Annotated in this window: 14 protein-coding genes; all 14 read left to right on the top strand. The window is 56.6% G+C overall.

The genetic code is table 11. From position 1 onward, the window contains the following. Positions 1-12 precede the first annotated feature (12 nt). The 14 genes from mtnA (at position 13) to AACY25_RS02075 (ending at position 19,983) form a co-directional block, all read left to right on the top strand. A complete protein-coding gene (gene mtnA, locus AACY25_RS02140) occupies positions 13-1,089 on the top strand; it encodes an S-methyl-5-thioribose-1-phosphate isomerase (RefSeq protein WP_339522248.1) in 1,077 nt (358 codons plus the stop codon). A 244-nt stretch (positions 1,090-1,333) separates the two neighbouring features. After that, positions 1,334-4,111 (top strand): DNA gyrase subunit A, encoded by a 2,778-nt coding sequence (gene gyrA, locus AACY25_RS02135; protein ID WP_339522246.1) that lies wholly within the window; start codon positions 1,334-1,336, stop codon positions 4,109-4,111. Positions 4,112-4,204: 93 nt separating this feature from the next. Then, a complete protein-coding gene (gene serC / locus AACY25_RS02130) occupies positions 4,205-5,290 on the top strand; it encodes a 3-phosphoserine/phosphohydroxythreonine transaminase (RefSeq protein ID WP_339522244.1) in 1,086 nt (361 codons plus the stop codon). Then, positions 5,290-6,396 (top strand): prephenate dehydratase, encoded by a 1,107-nt coding sequence (gene pheA / locus AACY25_RS02125; RefSeq protein WP_339522243.1) that lies wholly within the window; start codon positions 5,290-5,292, stop codon positions 6,394-6,396. Before serC ends, pheA begins: the two co-directional genes overlap by 1 nt. A gap of 91 nt (positions 6,397-6,487) precedes the next feature. After that, positions 6,488-7,594 (top strand): histidinol-phosphate transaminase, encoded by a 1,107-nt coding sequence (gene hisC, locus AACY25_RS02120; protein ID WP_339522242.1) that lies wholly within the window; start codon positions 6,488-6,490, stop codon positions 7,592-7,594. Further along, the gene (locus tag AACY25_RS02115; RefSeq protein ID WP_339522240.1) at positions 7,591-9,846 is read left to right on the top strand and encodes a bifunctional prephenate dehydrogenase/3-phosphoshikimate 1-carboxyvinyltransferase; all 2,256 of its coding nucleotides are present in this window, start codon (positions 7,591-7,593) and stop codon (positions 9,844-9,846) included. Before hisC ends, AACY25_RS02115 begins: the two co-directional genes overlap by 4 nt. Next, positions 9,843-10,529, top strand: a complete 687-nt coding sequence (gene cmk / locus AACY25_RS02110) for a (d)CMP kinase (RefSeq protein ID WP_339522238.1) — start codon at positions 9,843-9,845, stop codon at positions 10,527-10,529. Before AACY25_RS02115 ends, cmk begins: the two co-directional genes overlap by 4 nt. A 153-nt stretch (positions 10,530-10,682) precedes the next feature. Then, a complete protein-coding gene (gene rpsA / locus AACY25_RS02105) occupies positions 10,683-12,368 on the top strand; it encodes a 30S ribosomal protein S1 (protein WP_339409884.1) in 1,686 nt (561 codons plus the stop codon). Between the two features lie 228 nt (positions 12,369-12,596). Next, positions 12,597-12,881, top strand: coding sequence for an integration host factor subunit beta (gene ihfB, locus AACY25_RS02100; protein ID WP_090387490.1), 285 nt, complete (start codon positions 12,597-12,599; stop codon positions 12,879-12,881). Between the two features lie 240 nt (positions 12,882-13,121). Beyond that, entirely contained in the window at positions 13,122-14,918 is a 1,797-nt protein-coding gene (locus AACY25_RS02095; protein WP_339409883.1) for an ABC transporter ATP-binding protein, read from the top strand. 15 nt (positions 14,919-14,933) lie between these two features. Beyond that, positions 14,934-15,932, top strand: a complete 999-nt coding sequence (gene pseB, locus AACY25_RS02090) for a UDP-N-acetylglucosamine 4,6-dehydratase (inverting) (protein ID WP_339409882.1) — start codon at positions 14,934-14,936, stop codon at positions 15,930-15,932. Between the two features lie 3 nt (positions 15,933-15,935). Further along, complete coding sequence (pseC, locus tag AACY25_RS02085) at positions 15,936-17,096, top strand: UDP-4-amino-4,6-dideoxy-N-acetyl-beta-L-altrosamine transaminase (RefSeq protein ID WP_339522237.1); 1,161 nt, start codon at positions 15,936-15,938, stop codon at positions 17,094-17,096. Then, positions 17,093-17,959, top strand: a complete 867-nt coding sequence (locus AACY25_RS02080) for an aldo/keto reductase (RefSeq protein ID WP_339522236.1) — start codon at positions 17,093-17,095, stop codon at positions 17,957-17,959. The genes pseC and AACY25_RS02080 overlap by 4 nt, the downstream gene beginning before the upstream one ends. Then, the gene (locus AACY25_RS02075) at positions 17,956-19,983 is read left to right on the top strand and encodes an aminotransferase class III-fold pyridoxal phosphate-dependent enzyme (protein ID WP_339522235.1); all 2,028 of its coding nucleotides are present in this window, start codon (positions 17,956-17,958) and stop codon (positions 19,981-19,983) included. The genes AACY25_RS02080 and AACY25_RS02075 overlap by 4 nt, the downstream gene beginning before the upstream one ends. The last annotated feature ends 3 nt before the right edge of the window (positions 19,984-19,986 follow it).

Raw genomic sequence — 19,986 nt, 5'->3', positions numbered from 1 at the left:
CGGAGGTGTGTGATGCGCGAGCAATTGCTAGCGGCAGAGAAGGTCAGGGCCATCGAGTGGCGTGACGGCGCTCTGCACCTGCTCGATCAGCGCGCCCTGCCTTTCGAGGAAACCTGGCTGAGCTACCACTCGGCGGCGGATGTCGCCGAGGCGATCCGTAGCATGGTGGTGCGCGGCGCCCCGGCCATCGGCATCAGTGCGGCCTATGCAATTGTCCTGGCTGTACGGGTTCGTCTGCAGGAAGGCGGCGACTGGCGCGCGGCGCTGCAGGCGGATTTCGACCTGCTGGCGGCTTCGCGGCCGACGGCGGTCAACCTGTTCTGGGCGCTCGATCGTATGCGTGATCGGCTTACACGGCTGAAAAGCCATGACGATCCGCTGGCGCTGCTGGAGGCCGAAGCCATTGGCATTCATCAAAGTGACCGCGAAGCCAACCTGACCATGGCCCAGCTGGGTGTCGATCTGATCCGCAAGCACCAAGGCAACCAGCAGAACTTGCTGACCCACTGCAATGCCGGCGCTCTGGCAACTGGCGGCTTTGGAACGGCGCTGGGGGTGATTCGTGCTGCCTATCACGATGGTTTGCTTGAGCGGGTGTACGCCGACGAAACCCGGCCTTGGCTGCAGGGCTCGCGCCTGACTGCCTGGGAACTGGCGGCTGATGGCATTCCGGTGACGGTCAATGTCGATTCGGCTGCCGCGCACCTGATGAAAACCCGTGGCATCACCTGGGTCATCGTCGGCGCTGACCGCATTGCCGCCAATGGCGATGTGGCCAACAAGATCGGCACCTATCAGCTGGCGGTGAATGCCATGCACCACGGTGTGCGCTTTATGGTAGTGGCGCCCAGCTCAACCATTGATATGGCTATGGAGCACGGTGACGACATCGTGCTGGAAGAGCGCGCCCCTGATGAGCTGCTGGAGCTGGGCGGCAAGCGCATCGCTGGCGGGATCGAAGCGCTCAATCCGGTATTCGATGTGACCCCGGCGGACCTGATCGACTTTATCGTCACCGAAAAGGGCGTGGTTGATCGTCCGGATGCGGAAAAAATGGCGCAATTGATGTGCCGCAAGCGTCTGCACTGAGTTTTTCTGCGAGTGCGCGCACCTAGTCGGTAGGGTGGCGCTGGGGATAGGTGCGCCGCGGTGATTGTGGTAAGCTCCGGCGGTTTTCGGGGGTGCCCGTTATGGGCCTCTTACCTGCGCAGATACATGGCATAACTTATTGATTTGTCGTGAGTCGCTATGAGCCTCAAGGCACGGCGACAGGCTCCACACCACTCAGGACGAGCGGCGCGGAGTTTCACCAGAAAAAGGAACAAGGCTACTCATGGGCGAACTGGCCAAAGAAATCCTCCCGGTCAATATTGAAGACGAACTCAAGCAGTCCTACCTCGATTACGCGATGAGCGTAATCGTCGGGCGCGCACTGCCGGATGCACGTGATGGCTTGAAGCCCGTGCACCGCCGTGTGCTGTTTGCCATGAGTGAGTTGGGCAACGACTGGAACAAGGCATACAAGAAGTCCGCCCGTGTGGTCGGTGACGTAATCGGTAAGTACCACCCACACGGTGATACCGCGGTGTACGACACCATCGTACGGATGGCGCAGCCATTCTCCCTGCGTTACCTGCTGGTCGACGGCCAGGGCAACTTCGGCTCGGTGGACGGCGATAACGCGGCCGCCATGCGATACACCGAAGTGCGCATGACCAAGCTGGCCCATGAGCTGCTGGCTGACCTGCACAAAGAAACCGTGGATTGGGTGCCGAACTACGACGGCACCGAGATGATCCCGGCGGTTATGCCGACCAAGGTCCCCAACCTGTTGGTCAACGGCTCCAGCGGTATCGCCGTGGGCATGGCCACCAATATTCCGCCGCACAACCTCACGGAAGTGATCAATGGTTGTCTGGCGCTGATCGACAACGGCGAGCTGACTGTCGATGAGCTGATGCAGTACATCCCCGGTCCGGACTTCCCGACTGCGGCGATCATCAACGGTCGCGCCGGCATCATCGAGGCCTACCGCACCGGCCGTGGCCGCATCTATATGCGTGCCCGCGCTATCATTGAAGACATCGATAAGGTCGGTGGCCGCCAGCAGATCATCGTCAGTGAGCTGCCGTATCAGCTGAACAAGGCGCGTCTGATCGAGAAGATTGCCGAGCTGGTTAAAGAGAAGAAGCTCGAAGGCATCACCGAGCTGCGCGATGAGTCCGACAAGGACGGCATGCGTATCGTGATCGAGCTGCGTCGTGGCGAAGTACCGGAAGTGGTACTCAACAACCTCTACGCCCAGACCCAGATGCAGTGCGTGTTCGGCATCAACGTGGTGGCGCTGATCGACGGCCAGCCGAAGGTCCTTAACCTCAAGGACATGCTCGAAGCCTTTATTCTGCACCGCCGTGAAGTGGTTACCCGCCGCACCGTGTTCGAACTGCGCAAGGCCCGTGAGCGTGGCCATATCCTTGAAGGCCAGGCGGTTGCGCTGTCCAACATCGACCCGGTTATCGCCCTGATCAAGGCCTCGCCGACCCCGGCCGAAGCCAAGCTAGCGCTGATTGCCACGCCGTGGGAATCCAGTGCAGTGGAAACCATGGTCGAGCGCGCCGGTGCCGACGCCTGCCGCCCGGATGACCTTGATCCGCAGTATGGTCTGCGCGATGGCAAGTACTTCCTCTCGCCGGAACAGGCCCAGGCCATCCTCGAACTGCGTCTGCACCGCCTGACCGGTCTTGAGCATGAAAAACTGCTGGCCGAATACCAGGAAATCCTCACCCAGATCGGCGAGCTGATCCGCATCCTCACCAGCGCCACGCGCCTGATGGAAGTGATCCGCGAGGAGCTAGAAGCGGTCAAGGCCGAGTTTGGCGACAAGCGCCGTACCGAGATTCTCGATAACCGTCTGGACCTCAGTCTGGCTGACCTGATCACCGAAGAAGAGCGTGTGGTCACCATCTCTCACACCGGTTATGCCAAGTCGCAACCGTTGACCGCCTACCAGGCGCAGCGTCGTGGCGGTAAAGGTAAATCGGCAACCGGGATCAAGGATGAGGACTACATCGAGCATCTGTTGGTCGCCAACAGCCACGCCACCCTGTTGCTGTTCTCCAGCAAGGGCAAGGTGTACTGGCTGAAAACCTACGAAATTCCGGAAGCCTCGCGCGCCGCCCGTGGTCGTCCGCTAGTCAACCTGTTGCCGCTTGGGGAAGGTGAGCGCATCACCGCGATGCTTCAGGTCGATCTGGAAGCCCTGCGACAGCAGGCGCCGGAAGGCGATGAGCAGGACGATATCGAAGGCGTAGTGGTTGAGGCTGAAGAAGTCGAAGACCTGGCCGAAGGCGATGACGCGGACGACGAAACCCCGGATGAACCTACCGGTGCCTACATCTTTATGGCCACGGCCAAAGGCACTGTGAAGAAAACCCCGCTGGTGCAGTTCAGCCGTCCACGCAGCTCGGGCCTGATCGCCCTCAAGCTGGACGAAGATGACACCCTGATCTCCGCCGCCATCACCAATGGTGCGTGCGAAGTGATGATGTTCTCCGACGGCGGCAAGGTGATTCGCTTCAAGGAAAGCAAAGTGCGCACCATGGGCCGTACGGCTCGCGGCGTGCGTGGCATGCGTCTGCCGGAAGGCCAGGAAATCATCTCCATGCTGATTCCTGAGGCCGAAGCGCAGATTCTTACCGCCTCCGAGCGTGGCTACGGCAAGCGCACCGCGATGGCCGAGTTCCCACGTCGCGGTCGTGGCGGCCAGGGCGTCATCGCCATGGTCAGCAACGAGCGTAACGGCAAGCTGGTCGGCGCTGTGCAGGTGTTGGAAGGCGAGGAAATCATGCTGATTTCTGATCAGGGCACCCTGGTACGTACCCGTGTCAGCGAAGTCTCCAGCCTCGGTCGTAACACCCAGGGCGTGACCCTGATCAAGCTGGCTAAGGATGAAACCCTGGTCGGCCTTGAGCGTGTGCAGGAGCCTTCGGCGGAAGACGACGAAGAGCTGCTGGAAGGCGAAGAAGGCGAAGAAGGCGTTGAAGGCGCAGTAGAGGATGCAGGTGATGCACCCGAAGCTGCGGCTGACGAAAGTCCGATCAGCGAAGAGTGATCTGTCGGGGCGAGTGCGCTCGCCCCTGACGGCGTAGGATTTGGCGGCTGCTGGCACGCACCAGCCCGCCCACTATTTTGAGCGAGAGTGGATGTGAGCAAGCGAGCCTTTAACTTCTGCGCCGGCCCGGCCGCGCTTCCTGAAGCTGTTCTGCAACGCGCCCAGGCGGAGCTCCTCGATTGGCAGGGTAAAGGCCTGTCGGTGATGGAGATGAGCCACCGCAGCGACGAGTACACCGCCATCGCGGAAAAGGCCGAGCAGGACTTGCGCGACCTGATGGAAATTCCGTCCGACTACAAAGTGCTGTTCCTGCAGGGCGGGGCCAGCCAGCAGTTCGCTGAAATCCCGCTCAACCTGCTGCCGGAAGACGGCGTCGCCGACTATATCGACACCGGTATCTGGTCGAAGAAAAGCATCGAAGAAGCCAGCCGCTACGGCAATATCAATGTTGCTGCCAGCGCCAAGGCCTATGACTATTTCGCCATCCCTGGGCAGAACGAGTGGCAGCTGTCGAAAGGTGCCGCCTACCTGCACTACGCCAGCAACGAAACCATTGGTGGCCTGCAGTTCGACTGGATTCCCGAAGTCGGTGACGTGCCGCTGGTGGCGGACATGTCTTCCGATATCCTTTCGCGCCCGATCGATGTGTCGAAGTTCGGTCTGATCTACGCTGGCGCGCAGAAGAACATCGGCCCCAGTGGCCTGGTGGTGACCATCGTTCGTGAAGACCTGCTCGGCCGTGCCCGCAGCGTCTGCCCGACCATGCTCAACTACAAGATCGCGGCCGATAATGGCTCGATGTACAACACCCCGGCAACCTTCTCCTGGTACCTGTCCGGCCTGGTGTTTGAGTGGCTGAAAGAGCAGGGCGGGGTGGCCGCCATGGAGCGGATCAACCGCGCCAAGAAAGACTTGCTGTACAAGGCCATCGATACCAGCGATTTCTACAGCAACCCGATTGCCCATAACGCCCGCTCCTGGATGAACGTGCCGTTCCGCCTGGCCGACGAGAAATTGGATAAGCCGTTCCTCGCCGGTGCTGATGCGCGCGGCCTGCTCAACCTGAAAGGCCACCGTTCGGTCGGCGGCATGCGTGCCTCGATCTATAACGCCGTGGGCCTGGATGCCGTTGAAGCGCTGGTGGCTTATATGGCCGAGTTCGAGAAGGAGCACGGCTAATGACCGACCCAATTTCCGAGCAGGAACTGCAGGCCCTGCGCCTGCGCATCGACAACCTTGATGAGAAGATTCTCGCGCTGATCAGTGATCGCGCCAGCTGCGCTGAAGAAGTCGCGCGGGTCAAGATGAAGGCTCTGCCGGAAGGCGAGAAGCCGGTGTTCTACCGCCCTGAGCGCGAAGCCCAGGTGCTTAAGCGCATCATGGAACGCAACCAGGGGCCGCTGGGCAACGAGGAAATGGCGCGGCTGTTCCGCGAAATCATGTCCTCCTGTCTGGCCCTGGAAAATCCGCTCAAGGTCGCCTACCTCGGTCCGGAAGGTACTTTCTCTCAGGCCGCGGCGATGAAACACTTCGGTCACGCGGTGATCAGCGTACCGATGGCGGCTATCGATGAAGTGTTCCGTGAAGTGGCTGCCGGTGCGGTGAACTTCGGCGTGGTGCCGGTGGAGAACTCCACCGAAGGCGCAATCAACCACACGCTGGACAGCTTCCTCGAACACGACATGGTCATCTGCGGTGAAGTCGAGCTGCGCATTCATCACCACCTGCTGGTCGGTGAAACCACCAAGACCGACAAGATCACCCGCATCTATTCCCACGCCCAGTCCCTGGCGCAGTGTCGCAAGTGGCTGGATGCGCATTACCCGAATGTTGAGCGCGTGGCGGTGTCGAGCAACGCCGATGCGGCCAAGCGGGTGAAAAGCGAGTGGAGCAGCGCGGCGATTGCCGGCGATATGGCGGCCAGCCTGTATGGTCTAACCAAGCTGGCGGAGAAAATTGAGGATCGCCCGGATAACTCCACGCGTTTCCTGATCATCGGCAGCCAGGAGGTGCCGCCGACCGGCGACGACAAGACGTCAATCATCGTATCTATGAGCAACAAGCCAGGTGCGCTGCATGAGTTGCTGGTGCCGTTCCACAACAACGGTATTGATCTGACGCGCATCGAAACCCGCCCGTCGCGCAGCGGCAAGTGGACTTACGTGTTCTTTATCGACTTCGTCGGTCACCACCGCGACCCGCTGATCAAGGACGTGCTGGAAAAGATCAATCAGGAAGCCGTGGCGCTCAAGGTGCTGGGTTCCTACCCCAAAGCGGTACTTTAAAACTGCTGCGGCACGCCTCAGGTCTCAAGCTACACGCGCATCGACGCCGGGCTGTACTTGGGGCTTGCGGCTTTAAGCGTGAGGCTTTGCTATGACCGATTTCCTCGCCCTGGCCCAGCCAGGCGTACAGCAGCTGTCGCCCTATGTGCCGGGTAAGCCGGTGGATGAGCTGGCCCGTGAGCTGGATCTGGATCCGGCCAGCATCGTCAAGCTGGCCAGCAACGAAAACCCGCTGGGCCCAAGCCCCAAGGCATTGGAAGCGATTCGCGGCGAGTTGGTCGAGCTGACCCGTTACCCCGATGGCAATGGATTCGAGCTGAAAAGTCGCCTGGCGGCGCGCTGCGGCGTGCAGATCAATCAGGTCACTTTGGGCAACGGTTCCAACGACATTCTCGATCTGGTCGCCCGCGCCTATCTGGCCCCCGGCCTTAATGCGGTGTTTAGCCAGTACGCCTTTGCCGTTTACCCCATCTCGACCCAGGCCGTAGGTGCCCAGGGCAAAGTGGTGCCGGCCAAGGACTACGGTCACGACCTGGAAGCCATGCTCGCGGCCATCGATGAAAACACTCGCGTGGTGTTTATCGCCAACCCGAACAACCCGACTGGCACCTGGTTTGGCCCCGACGCGCTGGAGCGCTTTCTCGCTCGCGTACCCGGCAATGTGCTGGTAGTGCTGGACGAGGCTTATATCGAGTTCGCCGAAGGTGATGAGCTGCCGGACGGCCTCAAGTACCTGGCGCGTTATGACAACCTGCTGGTCTCGCGCACGTTCTCCAAAGCCTATGGCCTGGCGGCGCTGCGCGTTGGTTATGCGCTCAGCTCGGCGCAGATCGCCGATGTGCTCAACCGTGTGCGCCAGCCATTCAACGTCAACAGCCTCGCCCTGGCCGCGGCCTGCGCCGCGCTGGATGATGCCGATTACCTGACGCAAAGCCGTCAGCTCAATGATGCCGGCATGGCGCAGCTGGAAGCAGGTCTGCGCGAGCTGGGTCTGAGCTGGATCGCGTCGAAAGGCAACTTTATTGCCGTGGACTTTGGTCGTGATACCGCGGCGATCAACCAGACGCTGCTACGTGCTGGGGTGATCGTGCGGCCGGTAGCCGGTTACGGCATGCCGAACTTCCTGCGGGTTTCGATTGGTCTGCCTGCAGAGAATGCGCGCTTTCTCGATGCCCTGGCCAAGGTGCTGAGCGCGTGAGTGAAGCCAGATCTGCTGTCACTCAGGTGCAACCTGCTGCCCCTAAGCTCGGCCGCCTTGTGGTTATTGGTTTGGGTCTGATTGGCGGCTCCTTTGCCAAGGGTTTACGTGAGCGGCACCTGTTTCGCGAAGTGCTCGGGGTCGATCTCGACCCAGAGTCGCGGCGGATGGCGGTTGAGCTGGGCGTGGTCGATCGCTGCGAGGTTGATCTGCTTGCCGCCTGTCAGGGCGCCGATGTTATCCAGTTGGCGGTGCCTATCCTGGCCATGGAAAGGCTGCTCACAGAGCTGGCCAAGCTTGACCTGGGTACGACGGTGCTCACCGACGTGGGCAGCGCCAAAGGCAATGTGGTGCGCGCGGCGCGCCTGGCCTTTACCGGTAAGTCGGTGCGGTTTGTGCCGGGCCACCCGATTGCCGGCTCCGAGCAGAGCGGGGTGGAAGCGTCCAATGCTCAGCTGTTCCGCCGCCATAAGGTCATCCTTACGCCCTGCGAGCAGAGTGATGACGCGGCTCTGGCATTGGTCGACGCCCTGTGGCGCGAGCTGGGCGCGGATGTTGAGCATATGGAGGTCGAGCATCATGATCAGGTGCTGGCTGCGACCAGTCATCTGCCGCATTTGCTGGCCTTTACCCTGGTTGACTCGCTGGCCAAGCGCAGTGAGAACCTGGAGATCTTTCGTTACGCCGCCGGCGGTTTTCGCGACTTCACGCGAATTGCCGGCAGTGATCCGGTGATGTGGCATGACATCTTCCTCGCCAACCGCGAGGCGGTGCTGCGCACGTTAGACGTATTTCGCGACGATCTCGACGCCTTGCGCGACGCGGTTGACGCAGGGGACGGGCATCAATTGCTGGGCGTATTCACGCGCGCCCGCGTTGCCCGTGAGCATTTCGGCAAAATTCTCGCCCGTAGGGCCTATGTGGACGCTATGCACTCGAACGATCTGATTTTTCTGGCTAATCCTGGCGGTAAACTCTCCGGACGTATTCGTGTTCCGGGCGACAAATCCATCTCGCACCGCTCAATCATGCTGGGTTCACTGGCAGAAGGCGTCACCGAGGTTGAGGGTTTCCTTGAGGGTGAGGATGCTCTGGCAACCATCCAGGCGTTTCGCGACATGGGCGTGGTCATCGAAGGCCCGCACCATGGTCGAGTAACTGTGCATGGCGTTGGCTTGCGTGGCCTTAAAGCGCCACCTGGTCCGATTTATTTGGGTAATTCGGGCACCTCGATGCGCCTGCTTTCCGGTCTGCTCGCCGCACAGTCTTTCGATACAACCTTGACCGGCGATGCCTCGCTGTCCAAGCGTCCAATGAACCGCGTAGCCAAGCCGTTGCGCGCCATGGGTGCAATCATTGAGACCGGCCCTGAAGGTCGTCCGCCTTTGACCGTTCGTGCCGGCGGCATCCTGGGTGGTATGACCTATGAAATGCCGATGGCCAGCGCTCAGGTTAAATCCTGCATGTTGTTGGCGGGTTTGTATGCGGCAGGCTCGACCACGGTGATTGAGCCTGCGCCAACCCGTGACCATACCGAGCGAATGCTGCGCGGCTTCGGTTATCCGGTTACGGTCGAAGGTAACTCGGCGACTGTGGAGTCGGGTCACAAGCTGATCGGTACGCACATCGAAGTTCCAGCCGATATTTCTTCGGCAGCTTTCTTCCTTGTGGCTGGCAGCATCGCCGAGGACTCCGAGCTGCTTCTGGAGCATGTTGGGGTTAACCCGACGCGCACCGGTGTTATCGATATCCTCCGATTGATGGGCGGCGACATCACTCTGGAAAATGAGCGTGAAGTCGGTGGCGAGCCGGTGGCGGATATTCGTGTGCGCAGTGCCAAGCTCAAAGGCATCAATATCCCGGAAGATCTGGTGCCGCTGGCTATTGATGAGTTCCCTGTACTGTTCATCGCCGCTTCAGTCGCAGAAGGCCGTACCGTGCTGCGTGGCGCTGAAGAGCTGCGGGTCAAGGAGTCTGATCGAATTCAGGTGATGGCTGACGGCCTGATTACCTTGGGCGTCAAGGCTGAGCCAACGCCGGACGGCATCATTATCGAGGGCGGCAGCATCGGTGGTGGTGAAGTTTGGGCGCACGGCGATCACCGCATCGCCATGTCGTTCAGCGTGGCATCGCTGCGCGCAACGGCTCCGATCCGCATCCATGATTGCGCCAACGTCGCTACTTCGTTCCCCAACTTCCTCGCGCTGTCGGCTCAGGTTGGCATTCGTGTGGCCGAGGAGGGCAAGGCATGATCGTCGCGCCGGTTATCACCATCGACGGGCCGAGCGGCTCGGGCAAGGGCACCATTGCTGGCCTGCTGGCCAAACAACTGGGCTGGAATCTGCTGGACTCGGGCGCGTTGTATCGCCTGCTGGCCTTTGCCGCCGGTAATCACGGCGTTGATCTGACCAATGAAGAGGCGATGAAACTGCTCGCCGCTCATCTGGATGTGCAGTTTATCGCTGCCGGTGGCGGTCATGGCCAGCGCATCATTCTTGAGGGTGAAGAGGTCACTGACCTGATTCGCAACGAGCAGGTCGGCGCCGGCGCCTCGCAGGTGGCCTCGCTGTCCGCCGTGCGTGAAGCACTGTTGCAACGTCAGCAGGCTTTCCAGGAAATGCCAGGTCTGGTCGCCGATGGTCGCGACATGGGTACGGTGGTATTTCCCGATGCGCCGCTGAAGGTTTTCCTCACCGCCAGCGCCGAGGAGCGTGCCCGCCGCCGCTACTTGCAGTTGAAGGCCAAGGGCGATGATGTTAATCTCGCGAGTCTTCTTGATGAGATTCAGGCGCGCGACGAGCGCGATACCCAGCGTGCAGTGGCTCCGCTCAAGCCGGCAGCCGATGCAATCCAGCTGGACTCAACTGAACTCTCCATCGAACAAGTGCTTGAACGAATTCTCAGTGAAGTCGCCAATCGCGACCTCGCTGGATGACCAGAGCCACAGCTGCTTTAAGCTGACCGGCTCGCCAAGGAAGCTCTCGGGAACCCAGTCCTCGACTCGTTTGCTTCTTTTTATATAAACGTACCCACATTGTCTGGAGTGTGGTTTGGGCGGATTCCCTGCCCTGAATCAACAGGAATTAAAATGAGCGAAAGCTTTGCTGAACTGTTTGAAGAAAGCCTAAAAACCCTGAACCTTCAGGCTGGCTCGATCATCACCGCTATCATCGTCGACATCGATTACCAAGCAGGTTGGGTAACCGTTCACGCTGGTTTGAAGTCTGAAGGCCTCATCCCGCTGGAGCAGTTCCACAACGACGCTGGCGAGCTGACCATCAAGGTCGGTGACGAAGTTCACGTTGCCCTGGACGCGGTTGAAGATGGCTTTGGTGAAACCAAGCTGTCCCGCGAAAAAGCCAAACGTGCCGAGTGCTGGATCGTTCTGGAAGCAGCTTTCGCCGCTGAGGAAGTGGTTACGGGCGTTATCAACGGTAAGGTTAAGGGCGGCTTCACTGTCGACGTTAACGGCATCCGTGCGTTCCTCCCAGGTTCCTTGGTCGATGTCCGTCCGGTGCGTGATACCACTCACCTGGAAGGCAAAGAACTCGAATTCAAAGTCATCAAGCTGGACCAGAAGCGCAACAACGTTGTCGTTTCCCGCCGCAGCGTGCTGGAAGCCGAGAACAGCGCCGAGCGCGAAGCTCTGCTGGAATCCCTGCAGGAAGGTCAGCAAGTCAAAGGTATCGTCAAGAACCTCACCGACTACGGCGCGTTCGTGGATCTGGGTGGCGTCGACGGCCTGCTGCACATCACCGACATGGCGTGGAAGCGTATCAAGCATCCGTCTGAAATCGTCAACGTTGGCGATGAAATCGACGTCAAGATCCTCAAGTACGATCGTGAGCGCAACCGCGTTTCCCTCGGCCTCAAGCAGCTGGGCGAAGATCCATGGGTTGCCATCAAGGCGCGTTACCCGCAGGACACCCGTGTTACTGCGCGCGTAACCAACCTGACCGACTACGGCTGCTTCGCAGAGCTGGAAGAGGGCGTGGAAGGCCTGGTGCATGTATCCGAAATGGATTGGACCAACAAGAACATCCATCCTTCGAAAGTCGTTAACGTCGGCGACGAAGTGGAAGTTATGGTTCTGGATATCGACGAAGAGCGTCGTCGTATCTCCCTGGGTATCAAGCAGTGCAAAACTAACCCGTGGGAAGATTTCTCCGGTCAGTTCAACAAGGGCGACAAGATCTCCGGCACCATCAAGTCGATCACCGATTTCGGTATCTTCATTGGTCTGGATGGCGGTATCGACGGCCTCGTTCACCTGTCCGACATCTCCTGGAACGAAGTAGGCGAAGAAGCTGTACGCCGCTTCAAGAAGGGCGACGAGCTGGAAACCGTTATCCTCTCCGTTGATCCGGAGCGTGAGCGCATCTCCCTCGGCATCAAGCAGCTGGAAGAAGATCCGTTCTCCGACTACGTTGCTGTTAACGATAAAGGCACCATCGTGCGCGGCATCGTTAAAGAAGTTGACGCCAAGGGCGCCATCATCACCCTGGCCGAAGGCATTGAAGCCACTCTGAAAGCCTCCGAAATCAGCCGTGACCGCGTTGAAGACGCGCGCAACGTTCTGAAAGAAGGCGAAGAAGTCGAAGCCAAAATCATCAGCGTTGACCGTAAGAGCCGCGTAATCAGCTTGTCGGTCAAGTCGAAAGACGTTGAAGACGAAAAAGAAGCCATCAAAGAAATGCGTAAGCAGGAAGTTGAAACTGCCGGTCCGACCACCTTGGGTGATCTGCTCCGCGCGCAAATGGAAAAACAGAACTAAGTTCGGTTTATCCAAAGAAAAGGGCGACTTCGGTCGCCCTTTTTTGTGGCCGCTATTCTTTAAAGCCCTCCCTCATAGTCGTCGAGGGCAAAGTCAGGCGTTCCTCTAGGCGATTTCTAATGCCCTTAAAATCGATAACCTGTTGTTTTATAGGCTGTTCAAACCCGATCAGGCATGCTAAAACCTTCCTATCTAGTGATCTAGCCGCTTGAAAAAGAAGGGAAAACCATGACCAAGTCGGAGTTGATCGAGCGCATCGTCACCCATCAGGGGCAGCTCTCGTCCAAGGATGTTGAGTTGGCGATCAAAACCATGCTTGAGCAGATGTCGCAGGCGCTGTCGACAGGGGATCGTATCGAGATACGCGGCTTCGGCAGCTTCTCACTGCATTACCGCGCGCCGCGTGTTGGGCGTAATCCGAAAACTGGTGATTCGGTCAGGTTGGATGGGAAGTTTGTACCGCACTTCAAGCCGGGTAAGGAGCTGAGGGACCGGGTGAATGAGGATGAATGATTGTTCGATCTTGGTCTCTTATCATTCTCGATGCGTGCTCTTCGTTGCTGCCTATCGCCCTTGAGGTTACTGCTTTACCTTTTTGAAGCAGTGGCGCTCGTCTCGTGTAAAATATCTCGCCTTGGAATGGTGCGTGCAGATTGCGCTGCCGGCATTTTCCGTCGCCTATGATTTACCAAGGGTCGTGTATCAGGCCTGCCATTTCGCAGGTTTTTTCATTTTTGCTTATGAGATATTTTGATGCTTCAGGTTTTTAAAAAGCTGAGAAATTTGCTTAGCGCCAGTGAGCAGGTGCGGGCTTTCCTTGTGTTCTTGTTAATGCTGGGTACTGCTTTTTTAGAGATGATTGGTGTGGCGTCTATAATGCCGTTTGTGGCTGTTTTGGCTGACTCCCAGGCGGTAGAGAAGTATGAGTACTTAAAATTTGCTTACGATGCCCTTAACTTTACGGATACCAAGAATTTTTTGATATTGCTTGGTGGGGCCGTTCTTTTTTTGTTTGTATTTAGTCTTGCACTTAAAGCATTCACCACCTATGCAGTTTTACGCTTTTCTAATATGCGAGCGCACAGCTTTGCCTATCGATTGCTTGAGGGGTATCTGCAGCGGCCATATGGTTTTTTCCTAGGGCGTAATACTGCTGAGTTGAGTAAGCGAATATTTTCAGAAGTTGGTGAGGTTATAAATGGTGCTCTGATTCCAGCGATGAAGGTGGTCTCTGGGGGCTTGGTTGCCATTATGATTAGCGCTCTTCTTCTCGCAGTTGAGCCACTGCTCTCTGTGTTGGTTGGCGCTGTCTTGGGCGGTGCGTTTGTGGCTGTGTATGTCTCTACGCGTGGATTGTTACGTCGTCTAGGTGAGCGTCGTGTCTATACCAATGAGAGAAGGTTTGTTCTAGCCTCTGAAGCATTAAGCGGAATTAAAGAGTTGAAATTGATGGGGCGCGAAGGTAGTTACCTTGAGCGCTTTTCGCAGGTTTCGAAATCTTTTGCCAAAGATGTAACTGTCAGTAAAGCCATTGGTGATTTACCGCATTTTGCAATTCAGGCGATCGCGTTTGGTGGCGTATTAGTTTTAGTCCTATATTTGATGGGCGTTCATGGCGGTTTACAAGGGGCTTTGCCTGTGATCGCTCTCTATGCTTTTGCAGGTTATCGTCTGTTGCCTGCTTTTCAAGAGATCTTCAAAAATATTACCCAGTTACGATTTTATGATGCCGCTTTGGATAGTCTTGCTGACGACTTGCTAGGTTTGCCAGAAAGTTCGGTTGCTCAAGCTAAGTCGCTAAGTGATGAACGGCTCAGTGGTGATATTGAGTTGTCTGACATTAGTTATCGTTATCCGGGGGCAGAAAGCAATTCCCTTTCAGGTATATCGATTGCTGTTGCAAAGGGCACTAGTGTGGCTTTTATAGGTACAACTGGTGCTGGGAAAAGCACGATCGTTGATTTGATCCTAGGATTGCTTGAGCCAAGTGCTGGCTGCATACGTGTAGGTGACCAGCTTCTACAAGGTGAAAACCTAAGAGCATGGCAGCGTAATATTGGCTATGTGCCTCAAGCCATCTATTTAGCTGATGCATCTATTGCCGAAAATATAGCTTTTGGGATCCCGTCCCACGAAATCGATATGCAAGCGGTAGAAAAAGCAGCGAAAGCGGCCCACCTGCATGACTTCATCATCAGCGAGCTCTCCGAAGGCTATCAAGCCTCTGTGGGGGAGCGGGGTGTGCGCCTTTCTGGTGGCCAACGCCAGCGTATTGGCATAGCAAGGGCGCTGTACCATGATCCTGACGTCGTGGTCTTTGATGAAGCTACCAGTGCTCTTGATAATGCAACAGAGGCGCTGGTTATGCAGGCAATCAATGAGTTGAGAGGCGGAAAAACCGTCATCCTAATTGCTCATCGGTTAAGCACTGTAGAGCGTTGCGACACTATTTTTATGCTTGAGCATGGAAAATTATGCGCGAGCGGTACATATGACGAATTAATGCTAAGCAGTAGTGCCTTCGGCCGTCTAACTAGCGCCAATTCCTGAGCGGGAGCAGCAGCAGTGTTCAATGACAAAACTATTCTCATAACAGGTGGCACCGGCTCTTTCGGTAATACCTTCGTGCCTATGACCCTCGCCAAGTACAACCCCAAAAAAATCATCATCTTCTCCCGTGATGAGATGAAGCAATGGGATATGGCGAAGAAGTTTGAGGGCGACCATCGTGTGCGGTTCTTTATCGGCGATGTGCGCGACAAGGATCGTCTATACCGCGCTCTAGATGGTGTTGACTATGTTGTGCATGCGGCCGCAACGAAGATCGTTCCTACTGCTGAGTACAACCCGTTTGAGTGTGTGAAAACCAACATCAATGGCGCCATGAACCTAATTGACGCATGCATTGATAAGGGCGTGAAGGGTGTGGTGGCGCTTTCAACTGATAAGGCTAGTAGCCCAATTAACCTATACGGCGCGACCAAACTGGCTTCGGATAAATTGTTCGTAGCCGGAAACTCGTATGTGGGTGGTCATGAAACGCGCTTTTCCGTGGTGCGTTACGGCAATGTCATGGGGTCGCGTGGGTCGGTTATTCCTTTCTTTATGTCCATTAAAGACAAAGGCGTACTGCCGATTACTGACGAGCGTATGACTCGCTTTATGATTTCTTTGGAGGAGGGCGTCGAACTGGTTTGGCACGCCTTCGAGGACATGGAGGGCGGCGAGATCTACGTAAAAAAAATCCCATCCATGAAAGTCACCGACCTAGCACGTGTCGTGGCGCCTGATGCAAAACAAGAAATTGTTGGAATTCGTCCGGGTGAGAAACTGCATGAGCAGATGATCAGCGCCGAAGACGCGTATTACACCTATGAATACCCCGAGCACTTCAAGATTTTACCCACCATTCACGGTTGGGCCACTTGCCCTAAGCGAATCAAGGATGGCAAGAGGGTTCCTGAAGGCTTTGTTTATGCCAGCGATAACAATTCCGAATGGATGAGCGATGACGATCTGCAGGGCTGGATTGATCTCAATCGTGAAAAAATCGGGAGCATCTGATTCATGATCCCTTATGGTCGCCAGGACATAACCCAGGCCGACATTGATGCGGTTGTTGCAGTTCTACAGTCAGACTTTCTCACTCAAGGGCCGATGGTGCCTCGATTTGAGCAGGTTGTGGCGCAGCATGTAGGTGCTCACCATGCCTTGGCGGTAAACAGCGCCACGTCGGCGCTGCACATTGCTTGTTTGGCGCTCGGGCTTGGCCCCAGCGACCGTTTGTGGACAACGCCAATCACCTTTGTTGCGTCGGCTAACTGCGCGCTTTATTGCGGAGCCGAAGTTGACTTCGTGGATATTGATCCGCGCACCTATAATCTTTGTCCTCGGGCGCTAGCGCGTAAATTGGAACAGGCCGAACGTGAGGGAACGCTGCCCAAGGTGGTGGTGCCCGTCCATTTGTGCGGGCAGCCCTGCGATATGCAAGCCATTCACGCATTGGCACAGCGCTACGGCTTCAAGATTATCGAAGATGCCTCACACGCTATTGGTGGCAAATATCAGGACGAGTTTATCGGCAGCGGCAAGTACAGTGATATCACTGTCTTCAGTTTCCATCCCGTGAAAATCATTACCACTGCGGAAGGTGGTATGGCCCTGACCAATGACGCCGAGCTTGCAGAGCGTATGGCCCTTCTGCGTAGTCATGGCATCACTCGTGACCCAGCACAGATGACGCATGCTGTCGATGGCCCGTGGTACTACCAGCAGATTGAACTTGGCTTCAACTATCGTATGACCGAGTTGCAGGCCGCGCTGGGCATTAGCCAAATGCAACGTCTGGATCAGTATGTGCAACGTCGTCATGAGCTCGCCAAGCGTTATGACGAGTTACTAGCTGAGCTGCCCGTTCGTTGCCCATGGCAGCATCCTGATAGTTATTCGGGCCTTCATCTCTACGTAATTCGTTTGCAGTTGGACAGGATTACCAGCAGTCACCTTCAGGTTTTTCAAGCACTCCGTGAACAGGGGGTAGGTGTCAACCTGCACTATATTCCAGTGCACACTCAGCCCTACTATCAGCGCCTAGGTTTCTCCCAGGGTGATTTCCCTGAATCAGAACACTACTACTCTGAAGCCATCAGCTTGCCTGTCTACGCAACGATGACCGATGCCCAGCAAGATGCAGTGGTTGCTGTTCTTAAGCGCGTTCTGTGTCCATGAGGCTCGCTCTCGGTACCGTTCAGTTTGGCATGAACTACGGAGTAGCCAATCGGCAAGGGCAAGTGGATCTCGCCCAAGCGCACAGCATTATTGAAACCGCTCGCCATGCTGGCATCGACACCTTAGATACCGCTATTGCATACGGTGAGAGTGAGTCGACCCTAGGCCAGATTGATCTTGACGGCTTCAAGGTAATTACCAAACTGCCGGCCCTCCCGGACGATTGTGCGGATATCGCTGGTTGGGTCGAAGAGCAATTGGTGGGTTCGTTAGGTCGTTTGCGGTGCGGTGCGGTGCGGGGCTTGTTGCTGCATCGACCGGAGCAACTGCTTGGTCCAAAAGGTGCTGAGCTCTATCGAGGTTTGGCTGAAATGAAAGCCCAAGGCCTTGTAGAGCAAATCGGTGTCTCGATTTACGAACCGCTGGAGTTAGATACGCTTTGTGCGGCGATGGACTTTGATCTGGTACAGGCACCTTTCAATATTCTGGACGCCCGCCTTACAGACTCTGGCTGGCTTCAGCGGTTATCGGCACGTGGTACCGAGCTTCATGTGCGCTCCGTGTTTATGCAGGGGCTTTTGTTGATGACGGCGACAGAGCGGCCACATAAGTTTTCGCGTTGGAGTGCGCTCTGGCAGGAATGGCACAATTGGTTAGACGCGGGCGGAGTAACGCCTGTTCAGGCGTGCTTGCGTCATGCACTTTCGTTCAATGCAATATCTCGGGTGGTGGTTGGGGTTGATACAGCTGTTCAGCTCCAGGAAATTGCATCAGCGGCGAATGGCCCGATGCCCGCAATCCCCCAAACACTGCGCAGCATTGATCCTGATTTGTTGAACCCCTCGCGCTGGAATCAGTTATGAAAGTCGTTGCTGTTGTGCAGGCCCGTATGGGGTCGACGCGTTTGCCGAACAAGGTGATGAAGCCCATCGGTGGCGTCCCCATGATTGAGCTGCTGTTGGCGCGGCTTGCGCGGGCCACGAAGTTGGATGAAATCGTTCTGGCGACGTCTGAAGACCCACGTAATTCACCCCTGGCGGAGCACGTACGCCGTTTGGGGTACCGCTGCATACAAGGCAGCGAAGACGATGTACTTGCCCGCTTTTTGCTTGCTGGTGAGCAGAGCGCCGCAGATGTCGTTGTGCGCATTACTGGGGATTGCCCCTTGGTTGACCCTGCTCTGGTCGATCAGGCAATCAGCCAGTTTCTAGCATCTGATGTTGACTACCTGAGCAACGTTAAGCCTGCAACGTACCCAGATGGCCTAGACATCGAAGTCTTTCGGTTTTCCGCCCTAGAGCAGGCAGCGCAAGAAACCGAGCTGGCATTTGACCATGAGCATGTCACGCCTTATCTGCGTGAGTCAGGACGCTTCAGCCAAGCCTCACTTGAGCACTCTGAAGATCTGTCAGGGCTGCGCTGGACTGTTGATGAACCGGCTGATTTTGTGGTGATTGAGCGGGTGTTCGCGCACTTCACTCCGGATAAGCACTTCAGCTGGCCGCAGGTGCTTGAGTTGCAGCGCACACAGCCACAAATGTTTGCGGATAACCACCAATTGAAACGAAATGAAGGAGCCGTGATGGGCACCGGTCAGAAATTGTGGAAACGCGCCAAGCAAGTAATTCCTGGCGGCAATATGCTTCTTTCCAAGCGCGCAGAAATGTTTCTGCCGGAGCAGTGGCCGGCTTATTTCAGCAAGGCTAAGGGCTGTAAGGTCTGGGACCTGGACGGCAATGAATATACCGATATGTTCATTATGGGCATCGGCACCAACACTTTGGGTTATGGCGATCCGGAGGTTGATGATGCGGTGCGCGGGACCATAGACAGCGGCAATATGTCGACATTCAACTGCCCGGAAGAAGTCTACTTGGCTGAAAAACTGGTTGAGCTGCACCCATGGGCTGACATGGTTCGCTTTGCTCGCTCCGGTGGTGAAGCGAATGCCATTGCCATTCGTATTGCCCGCGCCGCCTCTGGCCGCGATAAGGTCGCGATCTGCGGTTACCACGGCTGGCACGACTGGTACTTGTCAGCCAATCTGGGCGACGACAAAAACCTTGCAGGTCACCTGCTGCCAGGGCTAGAGCCCAAAGGTGTTCCTGCGAACCTGCGAGGGACGGTGTTCCCGTTTAACTACAATAATTTTGCCGAGCTTCTGGCCTTGGTCGACGCCCATGATATTGGGGTGATCAAGATGGAAGTGTCGCGTAACCGTGGCCCGGAAGATAACTTCCTGCACAAGGTGCGACAGCTGGCAACCGAGCGCGGCATTGTGTTGATCTTTGACGAGTGCACTTCCGGTTTCCGCCAAACCTTCGGCGGCCTACATAAGCTCTATGGTGTCGAACCGGATATGGCCATGTTTGGTAAGGCGTTGGGTAACGGTTACGCCCTCACCGCAACTATTGGCAAGCGCGAGGTAATGGAAGCTGCGCAAAGTACATTTATCAGCAGCACATTCTGGACTGAGCGTATTGGGCCGACAGCTGCGCTGAAAACCCTGGAAGTCATGGAGCGCGTGAAGTCCTGGGAAAGCATCACCCACACCGGCCTTGATATCACTGCTAAATGGCAGGCGTTGGCACAGAAACATGAACTATCCATCACGACCAGCGGCCTGCCAGCATTAACGGGGTTTGCCTTCAACAGTCCTGAAAATCTGGCCTACAAAACCCTGATTACTCAAGAAATGCTCGGCAAAGGCTATTTGGCTGGTACCAGTGTGTATGTCTGTACCCAGCATACGCCTGAGGTCGTGGACGGCTACTTTGCTGCTCTTGACCCGATTTTTGCCTTGATCAAAGAGTGTGAATCGGGGCGTTCGGTGCAGAGCTTGCTGAAAGGGCCGGTGTGTCACGGCGGCTTCAAGCGCCTGAACTGAAAT

This window comes from Pseudomonas sp. EA_35y_Pfl2_R111, assembly GCF_963970955.1.
GTDB lineage: Bacteria > Pseudomonadota > Gammaproteobacteria > Pseudomonadales > Pseudomonadaceae > Aquipseudomonas.
This window is presented reverse-complemented; position numbering and strand designations above follow the sequence as displayed.